This window comes from Nonomuraea sp. NPDC050733, assembly GCF_040654215.1.
Taxonomy (GTDB): domain Bacteria; phylum Actinomycetota; class Actinomycetes; order Streptosporangiales; family Streptosporangiaceae; genus Nonomuraea.
This window is the reverse complement of sequence record NZ_JBFAHO010000006.1, coordinates 1-24,731: the sequence shown is the minus strand read 5'-3', so window position 1 is coordinate 24,731 and position 24,731 is coordinate 1. Positions and strand designations below refer to the sequence as shown.

The 24,731-nt window shown below is 73.6% G+C and carries 21 protein-coding genes; 8 read left to right on the top strand and 13 right to left on the bottom strand.

The features are described 5' to 3' along the window. Positions 1–28: 28 nt before the first annotated feature. On the bottom strand, positions 29–2,050 hold the full coding sequence (locus AB0H64_RS13610; protein ID WP_357623599.1) for a hydantoinase/oxoprolinase family protein: 2,022 nt from the start codon (positions 2,048–2,050) through the stop codon (positions 29–31). Between the two features lie 113 nt (positions 2,051–2,163). On the opposite strand from AB0H64_RS13610, the gene AB0H64_RS13605 reads away from it, so the two are divergent. Then, a complete protein-coding gene (locus AB0H64_RS13605) occupies positions 2,164–2,811 on the top strand; it encodes a thymidine kinase (protein WP_357623597.1) in 648 nt (215 codons plus the stop codon). A gap of 30 nt (positions 2,812–2,841) precedes the next feature. Here AB0H64_RS13605 and AB0H64_RS13600 read toward each other — a convergent pair whose 3' ends face one another. The 3 genes from AB0H64_RS13600 to AB0H64_RS13590 all read right to left on the bottom strand — a co-directional run bounded on the left by AB0H64_RS13600 (position 2,842) and on the right by AB0H64_RS13590 (position 5,398). Further along, positions 2,842–3,543, bottom strand: a complete 702-nt coding sequence (locus tag AB0H64_RS13600; protein ID WP_357623595.1) for a DsbA family oxidoreductase — start codon at positions 3,541–3,543, stop codon at positions 2,842–2,844. A gap of 52 nt (positions 3,544–3,595) precedes the next feature. Further along, entirely contained in the window at positions 3,596–4,492 is an 897-nt protein-coding gene (locus AB0H64_RS13595; RefSeq protein WP_357623593.1) for a hypothetical protein, read from the bottom strand. Between the two features lie 150 nt (positions 4,493–4,642). Beyond that, complete coding sequence (locus AB0H64_RS13590) at positions 4,643–5,398, bottom strand: carbon monoxide dehydrogenase subunit G (RefSeq protein WP_357623591.1); 756 nt, start codon at positions 5,396–5,398, stop codon at positions 4,643–4,645. 264 nt (positions 5,399–5,662) lie between these two features. Here AB0H64_RS13590 and AB0H64_RS13585 point away from each other — a divergent pair, with 264 nt between their 5' ends. Further along, positions 5,663–7,015, top strand: coding sequence for a cytochrome ubiquinol oxidase subunit I (locus AB0H64_RS13585; RefSeq protein WP_357623589.1), 1,353 nt, complete (start codon positions 5,663–5,665; stop codon positions 7,013–7,015). A 28-nt stretch (positions 7,016–7,043) separates the two neighbouring features. Further along, positions 7,044–7,952, top strand: coding sequence for a cytochrome d ubiquinol oxidase subunit II (cydB, locus tag AB0H64_RS13580; RefSeq protein WP_357623587.1), 909 nt, complete (start codon positions 7,044–7,046; stop codon positions 7,950–7,952). 72 nt (positions 7,953–8,024) lie between these two features. Here the strand turns inward: cydB and AB0H64_RS13575 are convergent, their stop codons facing one another. Beyond that, positions 8,025–8,501: a hypothetical protein gene (locus AB0H64_RS13575; protein WP_357623586.1), complete on the bottom strand. Its 477-nt coding sequence runs from the start codon at positions 8,499–8,501 to the stop codon at positions 8,025–8,027. Between the two features lie 63 nt (positions 8,502–8,564). Beyond that, the gene (locus AB0H64_RS13570; RefSeq protein WP_357623585.1) at positions 8,565–9,713 is read right to left on the bottom strand and encodes a leucine-rich repeat domain-containing protein; all 1,149 of its coding nucleotides are present in this window, start codon (positions 9,711–9,713) and stop codon (positions 8,565–8,567) included. A 309-nt stretch (positions 9,714–10,022) separates the two neighbouring features. On the opposite strand from AB0H64_RS13570, the gene AB0H64_RS13565 reads away from it, so the two are divergent. Further along, complete coding sequence (locus AB0H64_RS13565; RefSeq protein ID WP_357623583.1) at positions 10,023–10,958, top strand: hypothetical protein; 936 nt, start codon at positions 10,023–10,025, stop codon at positions 10,956–10,958. On the opposite strand, the gene cutA is transcribed toward AB0H64_RS13565, so the two are convergent. From cutA to AB0H64_RS13530, 7 genes are all read right to left on the bottom strand, one after another. Further along, on the bottom strand, positions 10,955–13,318 hold the full coding sequence (gene cutA, locus AB0H64_RS13560) for an aerobic carbon-monoxide dehydrogenase large subunit (RefSeq protein ID WP_357623582.1): 2,364 nt from the start codon (positions 13,316–13,318) through the stop codon (positions 10,955–10,957). The two genes, AB0H64_RS13565 and cutA, sit on opposite strands and share 4 nt — an antisense overlap. A 43-nt stretch (positions 13,319–13,361) precedes the next feature. Next, complete coding sequence (locus tag AB0H64_RS13555) at positions 13,362–13,841, bottom strand: (2Fe-2S)-binding protein (protein ID WP_357623580.1); 480 nt, start codon at positions 13,839–13,841, stop codon at positions 13,362–13,364. Positions 13,842–13,849: 8 nt separating this feature from the next. Then, positions 13,850–14,806 (bottom strand): FAD binding domain-containing protein, encoded by a 957-nt coding sequence (locus AB0H64_RS13550; RefSeq protein WP_357623578.1) that lies wholly within the window; start codon positions 14,804–14,806, stop codon positions 13,850–13,852. Further along, complete coding sequence (locus tag AB0H64_RS13545; protein WP_357623577.1) at positions 14,803–16,242, bottom strand: solute carrier family 23 protein; 1,440 nt, start codon at positions 16,240–16,242, stop codon at positions 14,803–14,805. Before AB0H64_RS13545 ends, AB0H64_RS13550 begins: the two co-directional genes overlap by 4 nt. A gap of 242 nt (positions 16,243–16,484) precedes the next feature. Beyond that, a complete protein-coding gene (locus AB0H64_RS13540; RefSeq protein ID WP_357623575.1) occupies positions 16,485–17,135 on the bottom strand; it encodes an NYN domain-containing protein in 651 nt (216 codons plus the stop codon). Between the two features lie 147 nt (positions 17,136–17,282). Beyond that, on the bottom strand, positions 17,283–17,486 hold the full coding sequence (locus AB0H64_RS13535) for an RNA-binding S4 domain-containing protein (RefSeq protein WP_357623573.1): 204 nt from the start codon (positions 17,484–17,486) through the stop codon (positions 17,283–17,285). 21 nt (positions 17,487–17,507) lie between these two features. After that, positions 17,508–19,139 carry a PucR family transcriptional regulator ligand-binding domain-containing protein gene (locus AB0H64_RS13530; protein WP_357623572.1) on the bottom strand — a complete coding sequence of 544 codons (1,632 nt, stop codon included), beginning with the start codon at positions 19,137–19,139 and terminating at the stop codon, positions 17,508–17,510. Between the two features lie 130 nt (positions 19,140–19,269). Between AB0H64_RS13530 and AB0H64_RS13525 the strand changes: the two genes are divergently transcribed. The 4 genes from AB0H64_RS13525 to AB0H64_RS13510 all read left to right on the top strand — a co-directional run. Continuing rightward, positions 19,270–20,151: a DUF2877 domain-containing protein gene (locus AB0H64_RS13525; RefSeq protein WP_357623570.1), complete on the top strand. Its 882-nt coding sequence runs from the start codon at positions 19,270–19,272 to the stop codon at positions 20,149–20,151. Beyond that, positions 20,151–21,587 carry an FdrA family protein gene (locus AB0H64_RS13520; protein ID WP_357623569.1) on the top strand — a complete coding sequence of 479 codons (1,437 nt, stop codon included), beginning with the start codon at positions 20,151–20,153 and terminating at the stop codon, positions 21,585–21,587. The genes AB0H64_RS13525 and AB0H64_RS13520 overlap by 1 nt, the downstream gene beginning before the upstream one ends. Further along, positions 21,584–22,981 carry a DUF1116 domain-containing protein gene (locus AB0H64_RS13515; protein ID WP_357623568.1) on the top strand — a complete coding sequence of 466 codons (1,398 nt, stop codon included), beginning with the start codon at positions 21,584–21,586 and terminating at the stop codon, positions 22,979–22,981. The genes AB0H64_RS13520 and AB0H64_RS13515 overlap by 4 nt, the downstream gene beginning before the upstream one ends. Positions 22,982–23,187: 206 nt before the next feature. After that, the coding region (locus tag AB0H64_RS13510; RefSeq protein ID WP_357623566.1) for a protein kinase at positions 23,188–24,731 on the top strand (1,544 nt) is incomplete at its 3' end.

The following is a 24,731-nucleotide window of genomic DNA, read 5'->3' as shown; positions in this document are numbered from 1 at the left end:
CCCAACCGCGCTCATCGGGTGCTCCCGCTCAACCGCGCTCTTCGGGCGCTCCACGCCGCACCTCCACATTGCCGTACTCGTCCACCGTCGCGGTGAACCCGGGATGGACGGGGATGGTAGAGCCGTACTCCTCGATCACCGCCGGGCCCTCGACCACGGCCCCGGCGTCCAGTGCGGCGCGCTGCAGGATCGGCGTGTCGTGCTCCTCCTCGAAACGCACCCGCCGCGTCGCCGGCTCGGCCTCGACCTTCGGGTACGGCCGGCGCCGGATCGGCGGCCGGTTGATCGGCCCGATGCCGGACACGCGAAGGTTGACCCATTCGACGCCCTGGCGGGGGTCGTCCCGGTAGGCGTAGCCGTACAGGCGCTCGTGGGCGTCGTGGAAGCGCTCGACGACCTGGGCGCGCCACGCCTCGTCGATCGGCCCCGGCGGAGCCGCGACGCGCACCTCGTACGCCTGGCCGTAGTAGCGCAGGTCGGCGCTGCGGGCGTGGACGGGCTCGTCGAAGCCCTCACGTTCCAGGGCGTCCGCCGCCTCGCCCTCCAGCTCGCCGAAGATCCGCGCCGCGGCCTGGAGCGAGAGGTCCCGGGTGACGTACGTACGCACGTAGTCGTTGCGGACGTCCACCGTGAGCAGCCCGAACGCGGAGACGTTGCCCGGCTCGGGCGGCACGATCACGGCGGGCAGGCCCAGGACGTCGATGAGCCGGCACGCCAGCAGCGGCCCCGACCCGCCGAACGTCACGAGCGGGAAGTCCCGCACGTCCAGCCCGCGCTTGACCGTGATCTGCCGGATCGCGTTGCTCTGGTTGAAGGCGCTGATCTCCAGGATGCCCGTGGCGGTGCGCTCCGGACCGAGGCCGAGCTTGCCCGCCAGCGCCTCGATCCCGGTGCGGGCCGCGTCCACGTCCAGCGGGATCTCGCCGCCGAGCAGGTGCGGCGGGACGCGGCCGAGAAAGACGTGCGCATCGGTGACCGTCACCTCGGTGCCGCCCCGGCCATAGCAGAGCGGCCCGGGGTCCGCGCCGGCCGACCTGGGGCCGACCTTCAGCGTGCCCTCGGGCGAGATCCACGCGATCGAGCCACCGCCCGCGCCCACGGTCACGATGTCGATCATGGGGACCTTGACCGGGTAGCGGCCGACGGAGCCCTCGGTCGTGACGGACGGCTCGCCGTCGATCACCACGGCGACATCCGTGGAGGTGCCGCCGCCGTCCAGGGTGATCACCGACGGATGGCCGGCGTTGGCGGCGAGCATCGCCGCGCCGAGCGCGCCCGCGGCCGGCCCCGACAGCACGGTGGTGATGGGCTGGTTGACGACCTCGCGGGCCGACAGCACGCCGCCGTTCGACTTCATGACGGAGAACGGCATGCCGAGCCGGGCGGACAGGTCGGCGATGTAGCGGCGCATGACGGGCTTGACCGCGGCGTCGACCAGGGTGGTGACCGACCGCTCGTACTCGCGGTACTCCCGCAGCACGTCACTGGAGACGGACACGACCGCGTCGGGGTGCTCGCGGGCCAGCACGTCGCGCATGCGCCGCTCGTGCTCCGGGTTGGCGTACGAGTGCAGGAAGCACACGCCGATCGCGGTGATGCCGCGCGCCCGGAACCAGCGCGCCACCTCGACGGCCTGGTCCTCGGCGAACGGGCGCACCTCGGCGCCCGTGTGGTCCAGCCGGCCGCCGACGGTCCTGACGAGGTGCACGGGGACGATCCGCGGCGGCTTGACCCAGAAGTACGAGTTGCCGTAGCCGTCGGGGACGCTCTGCCGGCCGATCTCCAGGACGAACTCGAAGCCCTCGGTCGTGACGAACCCGAGCCCCTCGATCCGGTCCTCCAGGAGCTGGTTGGTGGCCACCGTGGTGCCGTGGACCACCGAGGCCACGTCCAGCTCGCCCAGCTTGCGCACGCCCGTGACGAAGCCGTCGGCCGGGTTGGCCGGCGTGGAGGGCGTCTTCGTGGTGACGATCTCACCGGTGCCCTCGTCCACCGCCACGACGTCGGTGAAGGTGCCACCCGTGTCGACGCCGATGCGCACGTTACGCATCCCGCCTCCACGGCGACCGGGCGCTGTCTGTGACCACGCTTCCTCCTGAGGTTTCAGGGGAGAAATCTCCCACGAGGTCAGGGAACACGCCAAGCCCGATAAGGTGGCACCCCGTGACCGACCTGTCTGCCTTGTCCCCCGTTCCGCCTGGTACCCGCGACGCGGTGCTCAAGTTCTTCTTCGGCCCCATGGACTGCGGCAAGTCCACGCTGGCCCTGCAGATGAACTACAACCACGGCCGCCAGGGCAGGCGCGGCCTGGTGCTCACCAAGCACGACCGGTCGGGCGGACCCCAGGTCACCAGCAGGATAGGGCTCGGCCTGGAGGCGATCGAGGTCGAGGACTCCCTGGACCTGGTCGAGCTGGTCCGCGCGCACGACCGCGTCGACTACCTCATCTGCGACGAGGCGTGCTTCTACACGGTCGAGCAGATCGAGCAGCTCGCCGACGTCGTGGACGACCACGGGGTGGACGTGTACGCGTTCGGGCTGGCCTCGGACTTCCGCTCGGTGATGTTCCCGGCGGCGCAGCGGCTGTTCGAGCTGGCGGACGAGGTGTGCCGGCTCCAGGTCGAGGTGCTGTGCTGGTGCGGGCGGCCGGGCCTGCTCAACGGGCGGATCGTGGGCGGGGAGCTGGTGCGGACGGGCGAGCAGGTGGTGATCGGCGACACGGACCTGGTGGCCGACCGGTCGCCGGTCCGCTACCAGGTCCTGTGCCGCCGTCACCACCGCTCGGGCCTGCTGGGCGAGGGCACCGCCTAGGTCATCGGTCTAGTTCATCGGTCCGGGGCTTCAGACGGCGCAGGAGTCGTCGTCGCACGCCTCACCGGGGGCGGCGAGCAGCGTGACGGGGGTCTGCCCGATGCGCTCGGCGACCTCGTCGATGGCGGCCGCGAACGTCTCCTCCGGCTGCGCGCCCGACACGGCGAACTTCTCCTCGAACAGGAAGAGCGGCACCCCGCTGATCCCGAGCCGCGCGGCGCGGTCGAGGTGCTCCCGCACCTCTGCGGCGCCCTCGCCGGTGTCCCGCACCCCGGTCTCGGCGGCCAGCCCGGCGAGCACGTCCGGGTCGGCGACGTTCAGGCCGTCGGTGAAGTGGGCGCGGAACAGCCGCTCGGCCATCTCCTCGCCGCGCCCCTGCTGGGTGGCCAGCTCGACCAGCCGGTGCGCCTCGAAGGTGTTGGCGCTGACCGCCCGGTCGAAGCGCAGCTCCAGGCCGTCACCGGCCGCCGCCTCCACGACCCGGCCGGTGGTCCGCGCCACGTCGGGCCCGAACTTCCGCGCCAGCGCGTCGAGCAGCGGCTCGCCCTCGGCGGGGGCCTCGGGGCTGAGCTGGAACGGCCGCATCGTGATCTCCAGGGTGCCGCCGCGGGCACGGAACCGCTCGGCCGCGCGGGCGAAGCGGGTATGGCCGATGTAGCACCACGGGCAGGCGACGTCCGAAAATATCTCCACCTTCATGTACGTCGGCAACCGCGCCGCGATGTCGGACATTCCGCCCGCTGCGCTTGCCGGGACGGCGGACATTCCGCCCGGGGACGGCGGCTCAGCCGGCGGCCAGCTCCTCCAGCCGGTACGGCAGGTAGGCCGAGTCGTCCACCAGCGCCGACGCGCCGCGCCACCAGCCGAACCACTCGCCGCTGCGCCACATCCAGTCGGCCCGCTCGATGGCCGCCACCACGTCGCCGACCGTCCGCCACGGCTCGCCCACCTGCTCCAGCGTGGCGCCGTGCCGCACGGCCCAGTCACGCAGGATCCCGGCCGCCTCCTCCTCCACCTCGCGGTCGTACGGGTCGGGGTCCTCGCCGGGCAGCCGGTGCGGTCCCAGGCCGGCGGCCACGCCCCAGCTCCACTGCGCCTCGGCGGGCCGGGAGTAGCGCAGCGAGTGGAAGTCGAGGTTCGAGCCGAGCTCCTCGTCGGGGCGGCGGGTGACGACCGCGTCGAGCCGGCCGCCGGCGTCGAAGTGCACGACCAGCCGGTCCCCGGGCCGCGCGTCCTCCGGGAGGGTGAATCGGTCCTCCGCCTGCCACGAGTTCAGGTCCACCTCGGCGACGGGAGGTCCCCAGAGCGCGTCGGCGGTGTCGTCGGCGATCCAGGCGGCCAGCATCTCCAGTGCGGTGAGATCGGTCCACGGCTCGATCGCCAGGGCCGTGCCGAGCACCTCGTCCGGCGCGGGCAGCTTGCCGCCGCGCGTCCGGCCCCACCACTGCGTGCCCAGGTCACGGGTGCCGACCACCAGCGCGGCAACGGCGGCCAGCTCGGCCGACCGCCGGGTCAGGGCCGCGCCCAGCGCGAGGTCGAGACAGCGCTCGACCCGCTCGTCGCCGAGCTCGGCGCGGGCGTCGCCGACCAGCGTCCCGGCCGTCGGGCGCTCCTCGCCGAGGAGGTCGCGTACAACTCTTCTGGCCTCGGTCCTTGCGTCTTCAGCATGTGCCTGCCGCATACCGCCACGCTACGCCGGGAGATCCTTTTCCGCGAGGGGCGGCTCGGCATTCCCGCAGGCCCCGCCCGCACGCCCTGGTTCCGGCCCTGCTCGGCGCCCGTTTCGGGCCTGCTCGTGCCACTTCCGACCGCGCCGCCGTCGGGGCCGGGGTCAGCCGTGCCGGCCACCCGAGCGGGCCAGGAGCCGGCCCACCGCCACGCCGGCCAGCGCCACCCCGGCACCCATGCCGAACGAGGCCAGCATCACCCACGGACGCGTCTCCGTGCGGGCCCCGGCCGGCCGCTCGTACGCCGGCCTGGCGTAGACCGCGCCCGCCGTCCCGGTCCCGGCCCGCGCCGTGCCCGCGATCTCCGTTCCGGCGGGCCCCGCGCCGGTACCCGCCGCCTCCGTTCCGGCGAGCCCCACGCCGGTACCCGCCGCCTCCGTTCCGGCGCGCGGCGCGCCGGAACGCGCGGGGGCCGGCTCGGCCGGGCCGCGCAGGACCTGGTCGACGGCCGAGAAGAACTCGCCGGCCGTCCGCCGCGCCACCGAGCCCAGCATGCGCTGCCCCACCCCGCCGATCATGCCGCCCACCACCGCGTCGGCGTCGTAGTCGACCCGGGTCCCCCCGTCCACCTCGCTCAGCCGTACCTGCACGGTGGCGTCGACCGTGCCCGGGGCGCCCTGGCCGCGCGCCCGCAGCACGAAGCTCTCCGGCGCGAGCGGGTCGGCGAGCGCCACCTCGCCCTGGTAGACGCCCCTGACCGACGCCACGCCCGCGTTGACCGTCATCCGGTACGTGTCGGGCCCGCTCTCCTCCAGCCGCTCGCAGCCCGGGATGGTGCGCACCAGCACCGCCGGGTCCTGCAGCGCGGCCCACACGCGATCTCTCTCGACGCCGATCACGGCGCTACCTGCGACCTTCACATCGCCACCCTAAGCACGGACCTCCCCCGCGATAAGGGCAACACCTGCCAGAAGCCGGTACGCGTCGCCGCCGGGGTCCGCCGCGAGGGTGGCCCGGGGTCAGCCCACGGGCTGACGCGGCGGCCCTGCCAGGTGCGACATCCTCGGGGACACCGTCGAAAGAGCGCGCTGTGACGAAGATCGCAATGCACTGCTCTACGGCCTGTAGTACTACTTGAGGTAGATGCACTACGGCCTGTAGAGCGCCGGAACGGGCGAGGGGATATGGACGCACTAGACCTAGCGCGGTGGCAGTTCGGGGTGACCACCGTCTACCACTTTCTGTTCGTGCCGCTGACGATCGGCCTGGGCGTGTTCGTGGCGGGCCTGCAGACCGCGTGGCACCGCACGGGCAAGGAGCACTACCTCCGGCTGACCAAGTTCTTCGGGAAGCTCTTCCTGATCAACTTCGCCATGGGCGTGGTGACCGGCATCGTGCAGGAGTTCCAGTTCGGGATGAACTGGAGCGAGTACTCCACCTTCGTCGGTGACGTGTTCGGGGCGCCGCTGGCCATGGAGGCGCTGCTGGCGTTCTTCATGGAGTCCACGTTCCTGGGCCTGTGGATCTTCGGCTGGGAGCGGCTGCCCAAGCGGGTGCACCTGGCGTGCATCTGGGCCGCCGCCATCGGCTCCAACCTGTCCGCGTACTTCATCCTCGCGGCCAACGCCTGGATGAAGCACCCCGTCGGCTACGAGGTCGTCGACGGCCGGGCCCGCATGACCGACCTGTGGGCCGTGCTCACCAACTCCACCGCGCTCGCCCAGGTGCCCCACGTGATCGGGGCGGCGTTCATCGTGGCGGGCGGCTTCGTGCTCGCGGTGAGCGGCTACTGGCTGCTGCGCACGCGCGACGGCATGTGGCGCGGCGCCGCGCGGGCCGCGCTCGTCATGACCGCGCTCGCCGGGATCGTCGTGGCCGGCAGCGGCGACACGTCCGGCAGGCTGGCCTACGAGCAGCAGCCGATGAAGCTCGCCTCCGCCGAGGGCCTGGAGCGTGACACCGCCGGGGCAGGCTTCACCGTCGTGCCCGGCATCGAGATCCCCAAGCTGCTCAGCTTCCTGTCCACCAACGACCCCGACGCGACCGTCCAGGGCACCGAGGACATCCAGCAGCGGCTGGAGCAGCAGTTCGGCCCCGGCGACTACCGCCCCGACCAGACCGTGGTGTTCTGGTCGTACCGGGTGATGCTCGGCTTCGGCCTGTCCACCGTGGGGCTGTCGGTGCTCGGGCTCTGGCTCACCCGGCGCCGCCGGCCGATGCCCCGCCTCATGGCGCGCGTGTTCGTGCTGGCGCTGCCCCTGCCGCTGCTGGCGGTCGTCGCGGGCTGGCTGCTGAGCGAGGTCGGCCGCCAGCCGTGGACGGTCGCGGGCGAGCTGCTGACCGCCGCCAGCGTCTCCCCCGGCGTGAGCCTCACCGAGGTGGCCCTCTCGCTGGCCCTGTTCACCGTTTTGTACGGCGGGCTGGCCGTGGCCGAGGCCGTCCTGCTCGTGCGGCACGTCCGCAAGGGCCCGGAGGAGGAGGGCCCCGTGCCCGCCGAGGCGCCGGCCGAGCGGCGCGAACCGTCACTGATGTACTGAATCGTCCTGATGTACTGAGGAGAAGACCGTGATCGACCTGTGGTTCCTGGTCATCGCCTTCCTGTGGACCGGCTACTTCGTGCTGGAGGGATTCGACTTCGGGGTCGGGATGCTGGCGCCGTTCGTCGGCGGCGACGACGCCGAGCAGCGGCAGAGCCTGCAGACCATCGGCCCGGTGTGGGACGGCAACGAGGTGTGGCTGATCACGGCGGTGGGGGCGATGTTCGCCGCCTTCCCCGCCTGGTACTCCGGGATGTTCAGCTCGTTCTACCTGCCCGTGGTGCTGGTGCTGGCCGGGCTGATCGTGCGCGGCGTCGGGCTGGAGTGGCGCGGCAAGGTCACCCGCCCGGCGTGGTGCGACCTCGGCATCGTGGTCGGCAGCGCGCTGCCCGCCTTCCTGTGGGGCGCCGTCTTCGCCGGCCTGCTGTTCGACGGGGCGGTGGCGGCGCTGGTGGGCGGGGCGTTCACGCTGGCGGTGAGCCTGCTGCACGGCGCGGTCTTCCTCGCGCTGCGCACCGAGGGCGCCGTGCGGCGGCGGGCCCGGGCGGCGGCGCTGGCCACCGGCGTGGCGGCGCTGCCGCTGGGCGTGGTGTCCCTGTCCGGCATCGCCTCGGCGAACGGCTCGACCTCGGTGCCGGCTCAGGCGGCGGCGCTGGTGGCCATGGCGGTGCTGGCGGCGGCGGTCGCGCTGATCTGGCGGCGGCGCGAGGGCTGGGCGTTCACGGCCACGGCGGCGGCCATCGCGCTGACGTCGGTGGCGGTGTTCGCCCGGCTCAAGCAGGCGCCGCTGCCCGGACTCACCCTGGCCGATGCCGCCTCCGCCCCGTACACCCTCACCATGCTGACCTGGATCGGGCTCATCACGCTGCCCTTCGTGCTCGCCTACCAGGCGTGGACGTACTGGGTGTTCCGCAAGCGGGTGGCCCTGCCCCGCTGAGCGCCGCCTCCCCGCCTGCGACGGGCACCTGAAAGGTGCTCGCGCAGGCCGGCCCGGCGTCCGAGGCCGCCGTCAGTAGCCGCTGTTCCCGTCGTCCTCCGCCGAGGGCGCCGGGGTCGGCGACTTGGTGCGGTGGTCCTTCAGGTGCAGGTCGCCGTTGAGGGGCTTCTGCAGCGCGCGCAGCACCTTGAGGCTGGACAGGATCGTCCACCGGGGCCCGACCAAGTGCGGGTTGTACTCGGGGGCCCGGTCCATCCACTCGTCCTTGCCGTGCTCGGTGCTGAACGTGTTGACGAAGAACTCGCCGACCTTGGTCTTGCAGTAGCCGGTGCGGATGTCCACCGCGTCGACCTGGATCTTCGGCTTGCAGCCGACCTTGGCCGAGAGCTGCTCCACCGTGTAGATCTTCTCGGGGGCGGCGGGCTTGGCACCGCCCTGCTGGACTCCGGCGGCGAGCCGGCCGCTACCGGTACCGCCACCGCCGGACGAGCAGGCCGCGACGAGTCCGACCAGCAGCGCAGAAGCGGCCAGACGTGGAAGTGTCGTCATGTGCCGAGATACGCACCCTTTGCGTGGGCGGTTCAGCCCATTCCACCGTGATCTCCGGCGTCGTCAGGTGAGGACGACGCAGCCGCGCTCCCGCAGCCGGCGCAGCGGCTCGGGCTCGGCGCCGGAGGGATCCAGGAGCTCGTCCGGGTCGAGCTTGTTCCAGCGCAGGTCGAGCTTCTCCAGCGCGGGCAGCTCGGCGAGCGTGCCGGGCAGGCGCCTCAGCCGGTTGTTGCGCAGGTCGAGCGCGGTGAGCCGGCTCAGCCGCCCGATCTCCGGCGGCAGCTCGGCGAGGAGGTTGTCGCGCAGGTCGAGGAGGCGCAGCCCGGCCAGCTCGCCGATCGACGGGGGCAGCGCGGTCAGGCGGTTGCCGCGCAGGTGCAGCTCACGCAGCCGGCCCAGCCGCCCGATGGCCCGGGGCAGCTCCTCCAGCCGGTTGCCGTACAGCCGCAGCTCCACCAGCGACGCCATCCCGCCGATCTCCTCGGGCAGGCGGGTGAGCCTGTTGTCGGTGAGGCCCAGGTACGCGAGCCGGTCCAGCCGGCCGAGCCACGCGGGGGCCTCGGTGAGGAGGTTGTCGCTCAGGTAGAGGTAGCCGGTCAGGCCGAGGTCGCCCAGCTCGGCCGGGAGCGAGGTGAGGCGGTTGTGGCCGAGGTCGAGCATGCGCAGGCGGGTGAGCCGGCCGATCGCGGACGGCACCTCGGTGAGCAGGTTCTCGGCCAGGTTGAGGGACTCCAGCCCGGTCTCGTCCCACAGGCCCGGCGGGAGGGCGGTCAGCCGGTTCCCGCCGGCCGACAGGTGCCGCAGGCGCCCGCCGAACCGGCCGGGCAGGGCCTCGACGGCGTTGCCGTACAGGAAGAGCGTCTCCAGGCCGGGCGGGCACTCGGGGACGGCGCTCAGGCGGTTGCCGTCGAGGTGCAGCGCGCGCAGCGCCGCCAGGCCGGTGAGGCGGGGCAGGGAGCTCAGGCGGTTGCCGTCGAGCCTGAGCTCGCGCAGGTACGTCAGGCCGCCGATCCAGGCGGGCAGCTCGGACAGCTCGTTCCACGCGAGATCGAGCACGCGCACCCGGGCGAGGTCCTCGGCCGTGGCGGGGATCTCGGTCAGCCCCGCCCCGGGCGCGCGCAGCCCGACCAGCGCGCCGTCATCGTCATCCGGACCCACCGGCGCGCCGTCATCCTGTGCGGGCGTCCTGTCCTCGTCCTCCGTCATCGCCATGGTGGCCGATCTTCCCACACCGCCCCCGCGCCGCCGCCGCCCGTACGGGCCCAGCCGCCGTCCCGCCGAGGTACGCACTTCGGCCTCGGCTCGGCCCGTTCCGCGGTGGTCAGGAGCCCGAGGGTGATCCTTGTCCCCTGCACGGGGGAAGAAGCCACCGGCGTCTCACCCCGCGGGGGGATCTCGCCCGGTCGACGCCCCTGGAGACTCGAGGGCGTCCAGATCGGCACGCTGGGGGTTCGTGTTCAGGTGACACAGGATTCGGGTGGATTTCCCGCCTCGACGGGTGCGAGCGCGGTATGGAGCGCGGTGCGCAGGCTCGCGGGCTGTGGCGCGGCGCTCTGCATGTCGCTCTACCTGGCGGTCAAGGTCTACTGGGTCGCCGCGGCCCTGCTCGGGCATGGTCCGCACGACTACGGCACTGCGGACTGGGTGCTGCTGAACGCGGTCACCGTGGTGATGGCGGTGACCGGTATCGCGCTGGGGCTGGCGCTGGCCCAGCGATGGGGCCGCCGGCTGCCGGCCGTTCCGGTGATCTTCTTTTCCTGGGTGGGTGCGGGCTTCCTGGTCCCGATGCTTCCCTACTCGGTGATCAGTGGTGTCCTCGGCGCGCTCGGGATCGGCCCGGGTGGCGACGACGGCTCCGCGTCGGCTCCGCGAGGGGAGACGATCTTCATCACCATCGGGTTCGCCGGGATGGCCGTGGGGCTGGCCGTGGCCTTGCCGATCTATCTGCGGGAGAGATGGCCGCGGGCCTTCCTCGGCCGCGTCGGGGACGGCCCTGCCCGCTCATCCGTACCGGTCACGGTGGCGATGGCCGTGGCCGCCGGGCTGGGCCTGCTCTGGTCCTCCTGGGCGCTGGGCGGGACGCTGGGCCTCGACCCGGCCCATCGCGACCACGGGGGTCTCGACGGGCGGCTGCTGAACGCCGGCTCGGGACTGTGGGCCCTGCTCGGCGCCTGGAGCATCTGGGCGCTCACCCGCCGCCGGCCGGTCCGGCTTCGGCGGTGGATCCCGATGACGCTGGCCTTCATGGCTTCAGGCTCGCTGTTCGCGTGGAGCGGCTGGAAGCTGCCGATGGTGATCCTCCGGCCCGGAGGTTTCGTGACGGCCGAGTACGCGGTACTCGCAGTCGTTGAGCACGCCCTGAGCATCGCCGTGGGCCTGATCTTCCTGTCCGCCGTCCTGCGCGCCGCCCGGAGGGAGGACGCGGCGCCGGCGAGGAACACCGCGGGTCCCGACTAAGTGCCCTGGTGACGGGCACGCAGCTCGAACAGCTCCGACGGCGAGATCGGCATCCGGTCGATGGTGATGCCCTCGGCGTCCTCGACGGCCGAGGCGATGACCGCCGAGACCGGGATGACGCCCGCCTCCCCCGCGCCCTTCACGCCGAGCGGGTTGAGCGGCGACGGCGTCTCCAGGTGGGCGGTCTCGATCCGGGGGATCTCCGTGGCGTACGGCATGAGGAAGTCCATGAACGAGGCGTTGAGCAGCTGCCCGTCCCCGTCGTAGACCATCCGCTCGTACAGCGCGCCGCCGATGCCCTGCGCGACGCCGCCGTGGATCTGCCCCTCGACGATCATCGGGTTGACCAGCCGCCCGCAGTCGTGCACCACCGCGTACCTGACCACCCGGATCTCGGCCGTCAGCGGGTCGGTCTCCACGATCGCGGCGTGCATGCCGGCGGCGAAGGTGGACCTGATCGGCGAGTAGTAGTCGCGTCCCTCCAGCCCCGGCTCGTCGCCCTCGGCGACCGGCGGCCGGTCGGGCGAGGAGGCGCCCGCGAACTGGGTGGCCCGCACGGCCTCGTCGTCGAAGGCGTAACGCAGCGGGTTGGACAGCACGGCGACCGTGGCCAGCGGGATCGACGCCGACGGCGTCCCCACCACGTGGACGACCCCGTCGGTGATCTCCAGGTCGGCCGGGTCCGCCTCCAGCGCGTCGGCCGCGATGCGCAGCGCCTTGGCCCGCACCTTCCGGCAGGCCAGCGCGATGGCGTTGCCGCTGACGACGGCCGCGCGGGAGGCGAACGTGCCCACCGCGTACCCGAACCTGCGCGTGTCGCCGGTCACCACCGAGATCCGCTCGATGGGCACGCCCAGCTCGGTGGCGGCGATCTGCGCGAACACCGTCTCGTGGCCCTGCCCCTGCGAGGTGAGGCCCGTGGAGACGTGGACGCGGCCGTCGGAGGTGACCTGCACGTGGCCGCCCTCGTACGGGCCGACGCCGGTCCCCTCGACGTAGCAGCCGATCCCGATGCCGCGGCCGGGCCGCCGCTCGAAGGCGTCCCAGCCGATCAGCTCCTTGAGCATGGCGAGCATCCGCGGGTAGTCGCCGCTGTCGTAGATCAGCGGCCGGCCGTCCTGGAAGATCATGCCCTGGTCGTACGGGAACTCGTCCGGCTCGATGAAGTTGGCCCGCCGCACCTCGGTGCGGTCCTTGGCGAGGTGGCGGGCGATCCTGTCCATGGTGCGCTCCATGCAGAACACGCCCTGCGGCCGGCCGGCCCCCCGGTACGGCGTGACCTGCACGGTGTTGGTGTAGATCGCGGAGAACTCCACCCGGTAGGCGCCGATCCTGTACGGCCCGAGGAGCTGGGTGGAGGTGACGATCGGCACGATGATCCCGTACGGCGTGTAGGCGCCGTGGTCGTGCAGGATCGTCACGTCCAGCCCCAGCACGCGCCCGTCGTCGTCGAACCCGACCCGCACGTACTGCACCTGCGCCCGCTCGTGCGCCGAGGAGACGAAGTGCTCGCGCCGGTCCTCGGTCCACTTGACCTCGCGGCCGAGCGTCATGGCGGCCCACGGCACCAGGATCTCCTCCGGCCACGGATGCACGATCTTCACGCCGAAACCGCCGCCCACGTCCGGCGCGATCACCTCCACGTGCGGCAGCGGCAGGCCGAGCGCGGCGGCCACCGCCATCCGCACGCTGGTCGAGGTCTGGGTGCTGGAGTGGACGCGCAGGTCGGTGCCGTCCCAGCGGGCGTGCACGCCGCGGCCCTCCAGCGGCATGCTGGCGCTGCGCTCGACGTCCAGCCGGAACGCCAGCGTGTGCGGCGCCTCCTCGATGGCCTCCCGGGCGCTCCTGCCGTCCCGGGCCGGGACCTCCTGCACGAGGCGGGCGCCCACGTTGCCGGGCACGTCGTCGTGGACGAGCCGCGCTCCGAGCGCCGCCTCCTCCAGGCCGACGACCGGCTTGAGCGGCTCGTAGTCGACCTGGATGAGCGCGCAGGCGTCCTCGGCGAGGTAGCGGTCGGCGGCCACCACCATGACGACCGGCTCGCCGACGTGGCGGACCACGTCGCGGGCCAGCGGGTACGCGGTGCGGCCGTGGGTGAGCGCGGGGTGCGGGATGAGCAGCGGCAGCGGCCGCCCCACGCGCTCGGGCAGGTCCTCCCAGGTGTAGATCGCGACCAGGCCCTCGACGTCGAGGGCGGCGGAGACGTCGATGTCGCGGATGCGGGCGCGGGCGTGCGGGGAGCGGACGAACGCGGCGGCCAGGGCGTCCCGGCCCAGGTCGTCGACGTAGCGGCCCCGGCCGGTCAGCAGCCGGCGGTCCTCGCGCCGGCGCACCGGCTCGCCGAACAGCCTCGTGCTCACGGCGTCTCCTCCGCCCTCGTGCTCACGACGTCCCCTCCGCTGCTCACGGTGTCTCCTCCGCCAGCAGCTCGGCGGCGCGGTGGACGGCCTTGACGATGTTCTGGTAGCCGGTGCAGCGGCACAGGTTGCCGGAGATGCCCTCCAGCACCTCGTCATCGGCCGGTGCCGGGTTGTCGCGCAGCAGCGCGGTGACCGTGCAGAGGAAGCCCGGGGTGCAGAAGCCGCACTGGAGGGCGTGGCACTCCTCGAACGCCCGCTGCACCGGCGACAGCCCGTCCGGCCCGGCCAGCCCCTCGACCGTGGTGATCTCCCTGCCGTCCACGGTCACCGCGAGCGTCAGGCAGGAGCGCACCGGCTCGCCGTCGAGCAGCACCGTGCAGCAGCCGCAGACGCCGTGCTCGCAGCCGACGTGGGTGCCGGTCAGGCCGAGGTCGTGGCGCAGGCAGTCGGACAGCAGCCGCCGCCCCGGCACCCGTGCCCGGCGGGCGGTGCCGTTCACGACCAGCGTGATCTCGTGGTCCACCGCTCTCCTCACCGTTCGTCTCGCGACGGGCCCTCATGGTGGGCGGTGGCGTGGGCCGCCGCCTCCCTCAGCACCCGCTCGGCGAGGACGCCCACCAGGTGCAGCCGGTACGCGGCGCTCGCGTGGATGTCGTCCTCCGGCTCCACGGCCCGCCGCACGGCCGCCGTGACCGCCTCCCACGGGACCGTGGCCGCGGGCCGTCGCCCGCACTCCTCCGTCACGTCCGCCACCACCGGGACCGGGCCGACGCCGACGCACGCCACGCGGGCCGCGGCCACGTGCAGGTCCTCGTCCAGCGTCACCACGGCGCACACACCGGCCAGCGCGTAGTCGCCGTGCCGCCGGGCCACCTCCGCGAACGCGGACCCGGACCTGGGGGGCAGCGCCGGGAAGAACGCCGACACGACCAGCTCCCCGGCCTCCACCGCCGACTCCAGCGGCCCGGTGAAGAACGCGTCCGCCCTCACCTCCCGCACGGCCGCCTCCGCGCCACCGATCCCCCAGGTCCCGCCCGGTCCGCCCATGCCATCGGACACGCCGGAGTCGCTCCCGTTCGGGGCGCGGCGGGCCAGTCGTACGGAACCGCCCAGGACGGCCAGCACGGCCGGCAGTTCGGCGGCCGGGTCGGCGTGGACGAGGCTGCCCACGACGGTGCCGCGGTTGCGGATGACCGGGTGGGCGACCAGCCGCAGCGCCTGCCCCAGCAGCGGGTGGACGCCGGAGCGCGCCACCTCGGCCTGCCGCGCCAGCGCCCCCACGGTCACGCCCCCGGGGCCCGCCTCGATCGTGGCCAGGCCCGGGAGGCGGTTGACGTCCACCACGTGGGCGGGCGCGGCCAGCCGCATGTTGAGCAGCGGGATCAGGCTCTGCCCCCCGGCGAGCACCTTGCCGTCCACCTCGGCCAGCAGGTCCAGCGCCTCGCGCAGGTCGCGCGGCGCGTGGTAGGCGAACGGCGGCGGCTTCACCCCGCGTCCCTCCTGTCCTCGGCGGCGGACTCTCCCGCGGCCGTCTCCCCGCTGGTCCCATCCGGGCCGGTCCCGCCCGCGGCTGGGGCTCCACCGGGCGCGGGCAACGGCCGGCCGGCGATCACCCGCAGCAGGTGGTACCCGCCCACCAGCACGATGGTGCCGAGCGCGATCCCCTCCAGCCGGAACTCCGAGCTGATCAGGAACTTCACCGGCCCGACCGCCAGGATGATGCCGGCGCCGATGGGCACCATGTTCAGCGGATCGGAGAAGTCGACCCGGTTCTCGACCCAGATCTTGGCGCCGAGGAGTCCGATCATGCCGTACAGGATGACCGTGACGCCGCCCAGCACGCCGGACGGCGTGGCGGACACCAGCGCGCCGAACTTCGGGCTCAGCCCGAACGCGATCGCGAACAGGCCGGCGATGTAGTAGGCGGCGGTGGAGTAGACCTTGGTGGCGGCCATGACGCCGATGTTCTCGGCGTAGGTGGTGGTGGGCGAGCCGCCGACCGCGCTGGTGACCACGGTGGCGACGCCGTCGGCGGCGATGGCCCGGCCCACGTACGGGTCGACGTCGGTGCGGGTCATCTCGCCGACCGCCTTGACGTGGCCGATGTTCTCGGCGATCAGCGCGATGACCGCGGGCAGCACGAGCAGCGCGGCGGAGAAGCGGACGTCGGGCAGGTGGAAGTCCGGCAGCCCCACCCACGGGGCCGACGCGACCTTGGACAGGTCCACCCGGAAGTGCGGCGCGAGGGCCAGCGTCCCGTCGTTGTAGGCGGGCACCTTGCCGAACACCCGGTCGGCCGCCCACGACAGCACGTATCCGATCACCAGCCCGACGAGGATGCCGATCCGGCCGACGAACCCCTTGACCGCCACCACCAGCACGAACGTCACCAGCATCGTGACCAGCGCCATCCACTGGTCCTGCGGCCAGTACACGTCGGCGACCACGTACGCCAGCCCGAACCCGATGAGCATGACCACCCCGCCGGTCACGACGGGCGGGAACATCTTGTGGATGATGCCGACGCCGAGGAAGTGCACCGCGACCCCGGCGAGCGCGAGCACGAGCCCGGCGACGAGGATGGCTCCGGTGACGATCGCGTCGGCCCCGGCCGTGTCGCCCCCGAAGATCGCCCTCAGCGCGAGCACCCCGCCCACGAACGAGGCGCTGGTGCCGAGGTAGCTGGGAATCCTGCCCTTGACGATCAGCAGGAACAGGATCGTGGCCACGCCGGACATCATGATCGCGACGTTCGGGTCGAGGCCCATGACGAGCGGGAAGACGAACGTGGCGCCGAACATCGCGACGACGTGCTGCGCGCCGAAGCCGATCATGCGCGGCCAGGTCAGCCGCTCGTCCGGCCTGACCACCTCGCCGGGAGCCAGGTGCTTGCCGTCACCGTGTTTGGTCCAGCCGAAAACCATGAAAGCCCCTCTTCAGCCGGGCCGTCGGGCAGTGGCCGCCCCGCAGGCTCCTCCGCGGCGGCTCGTCCCTGTGCGGTCTTATCCCTGTGCGGTCTTTTTCCTGTGCGGTCTTATCCCTGTGCGGTCTTTCCGTTGCGGGCACATTAGGCCCGTCTCGGCACTCCTACACGGGCATGATCTGCCAAATTCACGTACAGCACCAGCATTCCCCTCACTCACGCCGCCGCACCTGAACGGTGAGATCAGTTCCAGTGCGGCGGACGGTGGTAGAGGGCGCCTCCGGCCGCCTCCACGACGTCGGGAAGCTGCGCCCGGCGGATCACGGCGGCTCCGAGCGGGAACCAGGCGTCGCTGACCTGCCGCAGGTGGTCGGACCGTCTCAGGGGCGGGAACACCGAAACGACCTTCGTCTTCCGGCCCCGTCGCGTGTCGAGCTGCTTGATCGCGTGGATGGCCGCGCACAGGTCGGAGTCGGCGGACACCAGGATGACGACGTCCACGCTGTCGGTGGCCACGTCGCCGACCATGGCGGCGGCCAGGGCGACATCGGACTGCTTCTCGGCGTAGGTACGGCGCTGCGCCCCGCAGGCACGGCAGCGGATCACCTGCTCCTGGAACCGCCCGAGGACCACCTCCACCCCCCGGCTCTCCAGGGTGGCGAGGTATGCCTCCTGCCGAGCGCCCGCGGGCGGATCGTCCCTGATCGCCGCGGTGAAGTAGCGCACGGACACCAGGCGCTGCTGCGGCTTGAGGAAGCCGGTGGCCAGCGACCACAGGTCCAGCCACAGCAGACTCCGGCGGCCGAGCGCGCGCAACCCGTAGTAGAGGTTGAACCCGTCGATGTACACGCCGACCCGGCCGAGTTCGGGAATCGGCTTGTCGCCCACTGCCATCACGCCCTAACATGGAGTCACCTCGCCCGGGGGTACGTTCCCGGGCTCTACGGCCTCCTTCGGGAGGCCGTTTATTTTTCACCGGCGGGGACGACAATAGTCAACAGCGGGTAATGATGTGGTGACTTTTCGTGAAGGGTGTTCGGGTCAGTGGACCTGGATGGTGAAGCCCTCCCCGCTCACCACCTGGCCCGAGCGGATCTTGCAGGTCTTGCGCAGCTCCACCTCGCCGTCCACCAGCACCATGCCCTCCGCGACGAGGTGCTTGGCCATGCCGCCCGTCTCGGTGACGCCGCAGTACTTCAGCAGGTCGCACAGCGGGATGTAGTCGGAGCGCAGTTCGAATTCCACGGCACCCAAGCCTAGACGCGGCTAGATGCCGCGCATCCGCAGGACGTGCAGCGCGAGCGTCAGGTTGAGCCGCAGATGGGGGTCGTCGGTGAAGTTGCCGAGCAGGCGCTCCAGCTTGCCGATGCGGTAGCGCAGCGTGTTGTAGTGGAAGTGCAGCCGCCGGGCCGTCTCGGCCACGTTGAGATTGGTCTCCAGGAGCACCTGGAGCGTGCGCCGCAGGTCGGCGTTCTCGGCGTCCTCGTCGGTGGCAAGCGCTCCCAGGGTCTCGCGGACGAACGCGTGCAGCTCCGCCGTGTCGTTCACCAGCGACAGCAGCCGGTAGACGCCGAGCTGGTCGAAGTGGGCGACCGCGCCCGGCCCGTGGAGCTGGCGGCCGACGCGGGCCGCCTTGAGCGCCTGCGCGTACGCCTCGGGCAGCGCCGCGACGCCCGGCGACGGCCGCGAGGTGCCGGTGGAGAACGTGGCCGGAGGCGTGTCGGCGAAGGCGGACGCCGCGTCCTTGGCGACCCTGGCGGCGTCCACGCCGGCGTCGAGCACGACCACCACCTCGTGCGAGAAGCCGGCGACGGCGCCGCGCGGGTCGTGGCGGCGCGTCGCCGCGGTCCAGCTCGTGACCAGGCGGTCCTGGGCGGTGCGCTCGTCGCTCTCGGGATCGAGCTCGGCGACGAGCACGGTGACCGGCCGTTCGAGGTCCCAGCCGAACGCCCGGGCGCGCGCGGTCACCCGCTCGGCGGGGCCGGCGCGGCCGGTGAGGACGTCGCGCAGGAAGTCGGCGCGGTACTTGCTCTCGACGGCGGTGACGGCCTCCTGACGGGTGACGACGAGCGCGGCGACGGTGGCGGCGCGCTCCAGGATGCCGACGTCGCTGTCACGGACGGCGCTCGACGGGCTGTAGGCGACGATCCGGCCGTGGTGGTGGCCGCCGGCGACGACGGGCACCGACACGAAGTCCTGTCCCCGCCCGCCCGTGCCCACCGGTGAGGCCGGCCGGGGAGCGGCGGGCGGGACGGCGGGGCCCTCGCGGGCGATCGACTCGCGCAGCACTGTCACGTCGTCCGGCGGCCCCGCCGTCGCCAGGACGCGCCCGGCCCCGTCCACGGCGGCCACGGCCACGTCCAGCAGCCCCGCCACGCCCTCGGTCACCTCGTCCAGCCCGCCGCCGGCCAGCACCACCTGGACCAGCGCCCGGTGCGCCTCCTCGCCCCGCGCGAGCACGGCCGCCTGCCGGTTGAGTATGTCGGTCAGCACCTGGTTGAGGATGTCGTCGAAGCCGACGTCGTTCGGCAGCAGGATCAGCGGGAACCCGAGCCGGTCCGCCTGCTCCACCATCGCGTCCGGCAGTTCGTCCACGTACCGGCCGAGCTTGATGGCCAGCGCCGACAGCCCGCGCTCGTCGAGGTCGGCGACGAGCCGGCCGAGCGACTGGGGGGTGTTGCGCAGCGGGTAGCCGGTGGTGAGCAGCAGCTCGTGCGGCTTGACCCAGGCGAGGACGTCGGGCACCTCCATGACGTTCAGGCGCTGCACGATGCGTCCGAGGCCGCTCTCCCCCGCGAGCAGCCGGGCCTGGGCGAGCGTCGAGACGCCGAGCACCTCGCCCACGGACAGACCATGGATGATCGTTCCCGTGCTGGCCGGGCGAACCGGGGGCTCCATGGGGTGATTGTTACCCGGAAGCGGTCTGTCAGGAAGAGCCAACCTTCTCGCGCAGTGTTGGCAAATTTCTCCGTACGGCGTGATTGACCGGCCGTTCTACCGTCAAGGCCCAAGGTCGGGAGGAGGGCCGGTGACCGTCGGTACCCGCGCGAGACGGCCGCGCGTCCACGCGACCGGGGCCGCGAGCACGGCGGTCCGGCCGCTGCTCGACGCGCCGCGACGCCCGGCCCGCGTCCTCGCCGCGTTCCCGGCCGGGGCCTACCTCCAGGTCAGGACGGAGGAGGAGCCGTCGGTCATCGCGGTGCTCAGCACGGGCGCGATCCGGCTGCCCAACGCGGTGCTGCTGGCGGGCGAGCCGCCGCGCCTCACGGTGGGTGACGACGCGTCGGTGGGCGACGGGGCGGTGCTGCTGGGACGGTTGAGCCTGCGCGTGTCCCGCTGGTGGGACCCGGCCCCGCCACTCGGCGACGCGGGCCCGGCGCGGCTGCGCGACACGGCGGCCGGGCTGGCACCCGGCGAACCGGCGCTCGCGGGCGAGGACGCCGTGGAGCTGCTGGCGTCCGGATGCGTGCGCGGGAGGGTGACGGACGTGCTGACGGCCGCCGAGCGGCTCGTCGGGCTCGGTCCGGGGCTCACCCCGAGCGGGGACGACGTGCTCGCCGGGCTGCTGGTGACGCTGCGGCTCCTCGGCGCGGCCACGCGCGCCGGGCGGGCGGTGTGGCTGGCGGACCGGCTCGCGGCCACGGTCACGTACGAGGCCCGGACGCGCACCACGCCACTGTCGGCCACGCTGCTGCACTGCGCGGCGCGGGGGCAGGCGTGCCCGGAGGTGATCGCGGTCCTGCGGGCGCTGGCGGGACGGCACCCGCTGGAGCCAGCCGTGCGCCGCCTGCACGCCCTCGGCCACACCTCGGGCTCCGACCTCGCCCAGGGGATCACGATCGGCGTCCACGCCGTCCTCGCCCTGGCCTCGCGCCTTCCCGTCGCCGCCGGTCCGGGCGGTGCCGGGTGATGGCGGGAACGGGTGAGACGGCGGTGGTGCGGGCCGGGATCTACCACGACTCGGTGGCGCTCATGCGGGTCAGCCGGGCCCTGGCCGAGCTGCCCGGCATGGAGGTGGCCCTGGTCGCCATGGCCACCGAGCTGAACCTCGCCATGGCCCGCGACCTCGGCTTCACCCCTCCCCCCGCCGGGCCGTCCGACCTGCTCGTGGCGCTGCGCGGCCGGGACGTGGCGGAGGCCGAGCGGGAGCTCGACCGCCTCCTCGCGGACCTGTCCTCCTCTCACGGTGCCTTCTCGCACGGCGCCTTCTCGTACGGCGGGGGCGGAGAGGGGCCGCCCCCGCGCACCACCCGTGCGGCCGCCCGGCGGGCCCGGGAGTCCGCCGAGGTGGTGCTCGTGTCGGTGCCCGGTGAGCACGTGCTGCCGGAGGCCCTGGACGCCGTCGAGGCGGGCCTCGACGTGATGATCTTCAGTGACGGCGTTCCCGTACGGCAGGAGGTGCTGCTCAAGCGGCTGGCCGCCGAGCGCGGCGTGCTCGTCATGGGCCCCGACTGCGGCACCGCCGTGATCGCCGGGGTGGGCCTGGGCTTCGCGAACGTCCTGCGGCCGGGACCGGTCGGCGTGGTCGCCGCGTCCGGCACGGGCGCGCAGCAGGTGACGTCCCTGCTGGACCTGGCCGGCACCGGTGTCAGCCACGTGCTCGGCGTCGGCGGCAGGGACCTGTCGGCCGAGGTGGGCGGCCTGTCGGCGGTACGGGCGCTGCGGCTGCTGGACGAGGACCCGGCCACCGAGCTGATCGTGCTCGTCTCCAAGCCCCCGGACCCGCAGGTGGCGCGGGCCGTACAGGAGGTGGTCGAGACCCTGCGGACACCGGTCGTGCCCGCGCTGCTCGGACACGGCGACCTGACCGACGCGGCGGAGCGGGCGCTGCGCGCGCTCGGCAGGCCCGTGCCCGCCTGGCCGTCGTGGCCCGCGCCCGCCCGCCCGGCTCCCGGCTCAGGCGTGATCAGGGGACTGTACGCGGGCGGCACCCTCTGCGCGGAGGCCGCCGACATCGTGGGCGGCCCACCCCGGGACGAAGGGCCACGGGACGGCCCGAGCGCGGGCCGGGGGGAGTTCACCGACTTCGGTGACGACGCCTACACCCGGGGCCGCCCTCACCCCATGATCGACCCGGCGTTGCGGCTGGAGGCGCTCGCCCGCGTCGGCCCTGGCGACGTGGTGCTCCTGGACGTCGTCCTCGGCCACGGCTCGGACCCCGACCCGGCCGCGTCGCTGGCGCCGGCCGTCGCCCGCTGCCCCGCCTCCGCCGTCGTCATCGCGCTCGTCGGCACCGAGGGCGACCCGCAGGGCCTGCACCGGCAGGCGGCCGCGCTCCACGACGCGGGCGCGTCCGTCTTCGTCTCCAACGCCCAGGCCGCACGGCACGCGAGGGACCTCCTATGACGCTGCTCTCCGGCCCGCCCCACGTGATCACGGCCGGCGCGAGCCTGCTGCGCGAGGCCCTGGACGCGCAGGCCGTGACCACCACGCCCGTGGACTGGCGGCCCCCGCTGCCCGGCACCGCCGGCGCGCTGGCGCGGGTGCTGGCCGACCCGCGCCGGCCCGCCGCCAACGACCGCGCCGTCTCCCGGCTGACCTCGGCCCGGCCACTGCTGGTGAGCGTGCGGCGCGCCTCGGAGGTGCTGGACCTGCCGCAGCCGATGTTCCTGCACGCGGGGCCGCCCCTGGACTGGGAGCGGGCGTCCGGCCCGATGCGCGGCGCCCTGATCGGCGCGATGCTGCTGGAGGGGTACGCCCACGACGAGCACGACGCCCGCGCCCGGCTGGAGTCGGGCAAGGTACGGCTGGAGCCCTGTCACCGCCACCGGACCGTCGGGCCGATGGCCGGCGTGGTGAGCCCGTCGATGTGGATGTTCGAGGTGCGGGACGACGTCCACGGCGGCGTCGCGTACTGCTCCCTGAACGAGGGGCTCGGCCGGGTGCTGCGCTACGGCGCGTACGGCCCGGAGGTGCTCGACCGGCTCGGCTGGATGGACCACGTGCTGGGGCCGGTCCTGTCGGCGGCGGTCGAGCTGGCCGGGCCCGTCGATCTGCGCGCGCTGATCGGGCAGGCGCTGCAGATGGGCGACGAGCTGCACAACCGCAACCGCGCGGCCACGTCGCTGCTCCTGCGGGAGCTGGCGCCGTTCGTGGTGGACGCGGCGCCGGGGCACGCCGCCGAGGTGCTGCGGTTCGTCGGGGGCAACGACCACTTCTTCCTGAACGCCGCCATGGCCGCCGCCAAGGTCGCCACGGACGCGGCCCGGGACGTGCCGGGGTCGTCGCTGGTCGTGGCGATGGCCCGCAACGGCACCGACTTCGGGGTGCAGGTGTCGGGCCTGGGCGACCGGTGGTTCACGGGCCCGGCGGGGGTGCCCGACGGCCTCTACCTCGGCGCGTACGGACCGGCGGACGCGAACCCCGACATCGGCGACTCCACGATCACGGAGACGTCGGGCCTGGGCGGGTTCGCGATGGCGGCGGCCCCGGCCATCGTGCGGTTCGTGGGCGGCGAGGTGGCGGACGCGGTGGCGGCGACACTGGGCATGTACGAGATCACGCTGGCCGAGCACCCCGCGTACCAGATCCCGGCGCTCGGCTTCCGGGGGACGCCGGTCGGGATCGACGTGACGCTGGTGGCGCGGACCGGGCTGCTGCCGGTCGTCAACACCGGCATCGCCGGGCGGGTGGCGGGCACCGGACAGGTCGGCGCCGGGCTGGTCAGCCCGCCGGCGGAGGCGTTCACGAGCGCGTTGCTCGCCCTCGCAGATTCAGCACTTGATCCATCTGATCAGTGATATTTCCCCATGTAATACCATTTGTCAGCACTTCAGGGCTGCTTCCGTTCCGGAATAGCGTCCCTATATCGTGTCGAACCTCATAACCTGGTAGCGCGGCGCGACGAATGTGACCGATGGGGCGGAAGATGGGGGCGGAGATGGCAGCCGACCGGTTGCTCGGCGGGCCCGGCACACAGGGGGACGTGTCACGGAGTCAGGGTCGCTTGATCGGCCGGCGCTACCGGCTGATGTCGCCGGTGGGCCGGGGCGGCATGGGGATGGTGTGGCAGGCGCACGACGTCCTGCTCGACCGGGACGTGGCGGTCAAGGAGCTGATCCTGCCGTTCGGGCTGGACAACGCGGGCACGCAGGTGGCGCACCGGCGGATGCTGCGCGAGGCCCGCTCGGCCGCGCGGCTGACGCATCCCGGCATCGTGACCGTGCACGACGTGGTCGAGGAGGGCGGCCGGCCCTGGATCGTCATGGAGCTGTTCCGCGCCTGGTCGCTGGAGCAGGCCGTCCGGCAGAGCGGCCCGCTGCCGGTGGTGCAGGCCGCCGAGATCGGCATCCGGGTGCTCGACGCGCTGCGTCACGCCCACGCCGCCGGGATCCTGCACCGCGACGTCAAGCCGGGCAACGTGCTGCTCACCGCCGACCGGGTGGTGCTCACCGACTTCGGCATCGCCGCCATCGAGGGCGACGTCACGATCACCCAGACCGGGCTGCTCATGGGCTCGCCCGCGTACGTGCCGCCGGAGCGGCTGTCGGGGCAGCCCGTCACGGCCGCGGCCGACCTGTGGTCGTTCGGCGCGACGCTGTACGCGGCCGTCGAGGGGCGTCCCCCGTACGAGGGGCCGGACGCGATCGCCGTGCTCGGCGCGGTGCTGACGCAGGAACCGATCCGGCCGCAGCGCGCCGGTGCGCTGCTGCCCGTCATCGAGGGGCTGCTGCGCAAGGACCCGGCCGAACGCCTCACAGCGGCGCAGGTCGGCGACGCCCTCGAACGCATCCTGCTGGCCCACGGCTCCACCCGGCCGCGCAACCCGGAGACGCCCTCGCCCCTGCCCACGCAGGCCGACCCGACGCCGGCCGGGCTGCTGCCGCCGCTCGACCCGCCGTCCGGGCCGATGCCGTCGCGGATCGTCGAGACGCCGTCGGGGCCGGTCCGCGTGCCGTACGACCCCAGCCTGGGTGACGCCGCGGGGCCGTACGCGGCGGGATACGACCCGCTGTCGAGCCCGTCCGGTGCGCACCGCACCGACCAGCTCCCGTCGCCGCCGCGGGCCGGCGGCTTCGACGCCTTCGACGCCTTCGGTGCGGCCTCGGGTCCGCTCCGGCCGCCCGGCGCGGACCCGCACGGTCCAGGCGGTCCTGCCGGTCCCGGCGGGTCCGGAGTCCCGGCGCGGGGCGGGGCCGGCGAGGGCGCGGGCCGCTCCGGTCTGGCGGGACGGCTGCAGGCCGCCGCCGGCACCGACGAGCGCCTGGACGCCGCGGACCTGTTCGGCGACCCGCCGGGGCCGCACCCCGCCACCGGCGCACGACTCGGACCGCAGCCGATCCTGCCGCTGACCACCGACAGCCGCGCCGCCCCCTGGCCGCTGGCGTCGGAGGACCATCTGCGCGACCACTCCCGCGACCTGTCCGGCGCCGTGGCCCGCGGCTCCCGCGACCCGTCCGGCGGCCTGCCGCGCGGCGGGGCCGGGCCGCCCTCGACCGGGGCCGGGCCGTCGTCGCGGCCGTGGAGGAGCGGACCCTCGCCCCGCTCACG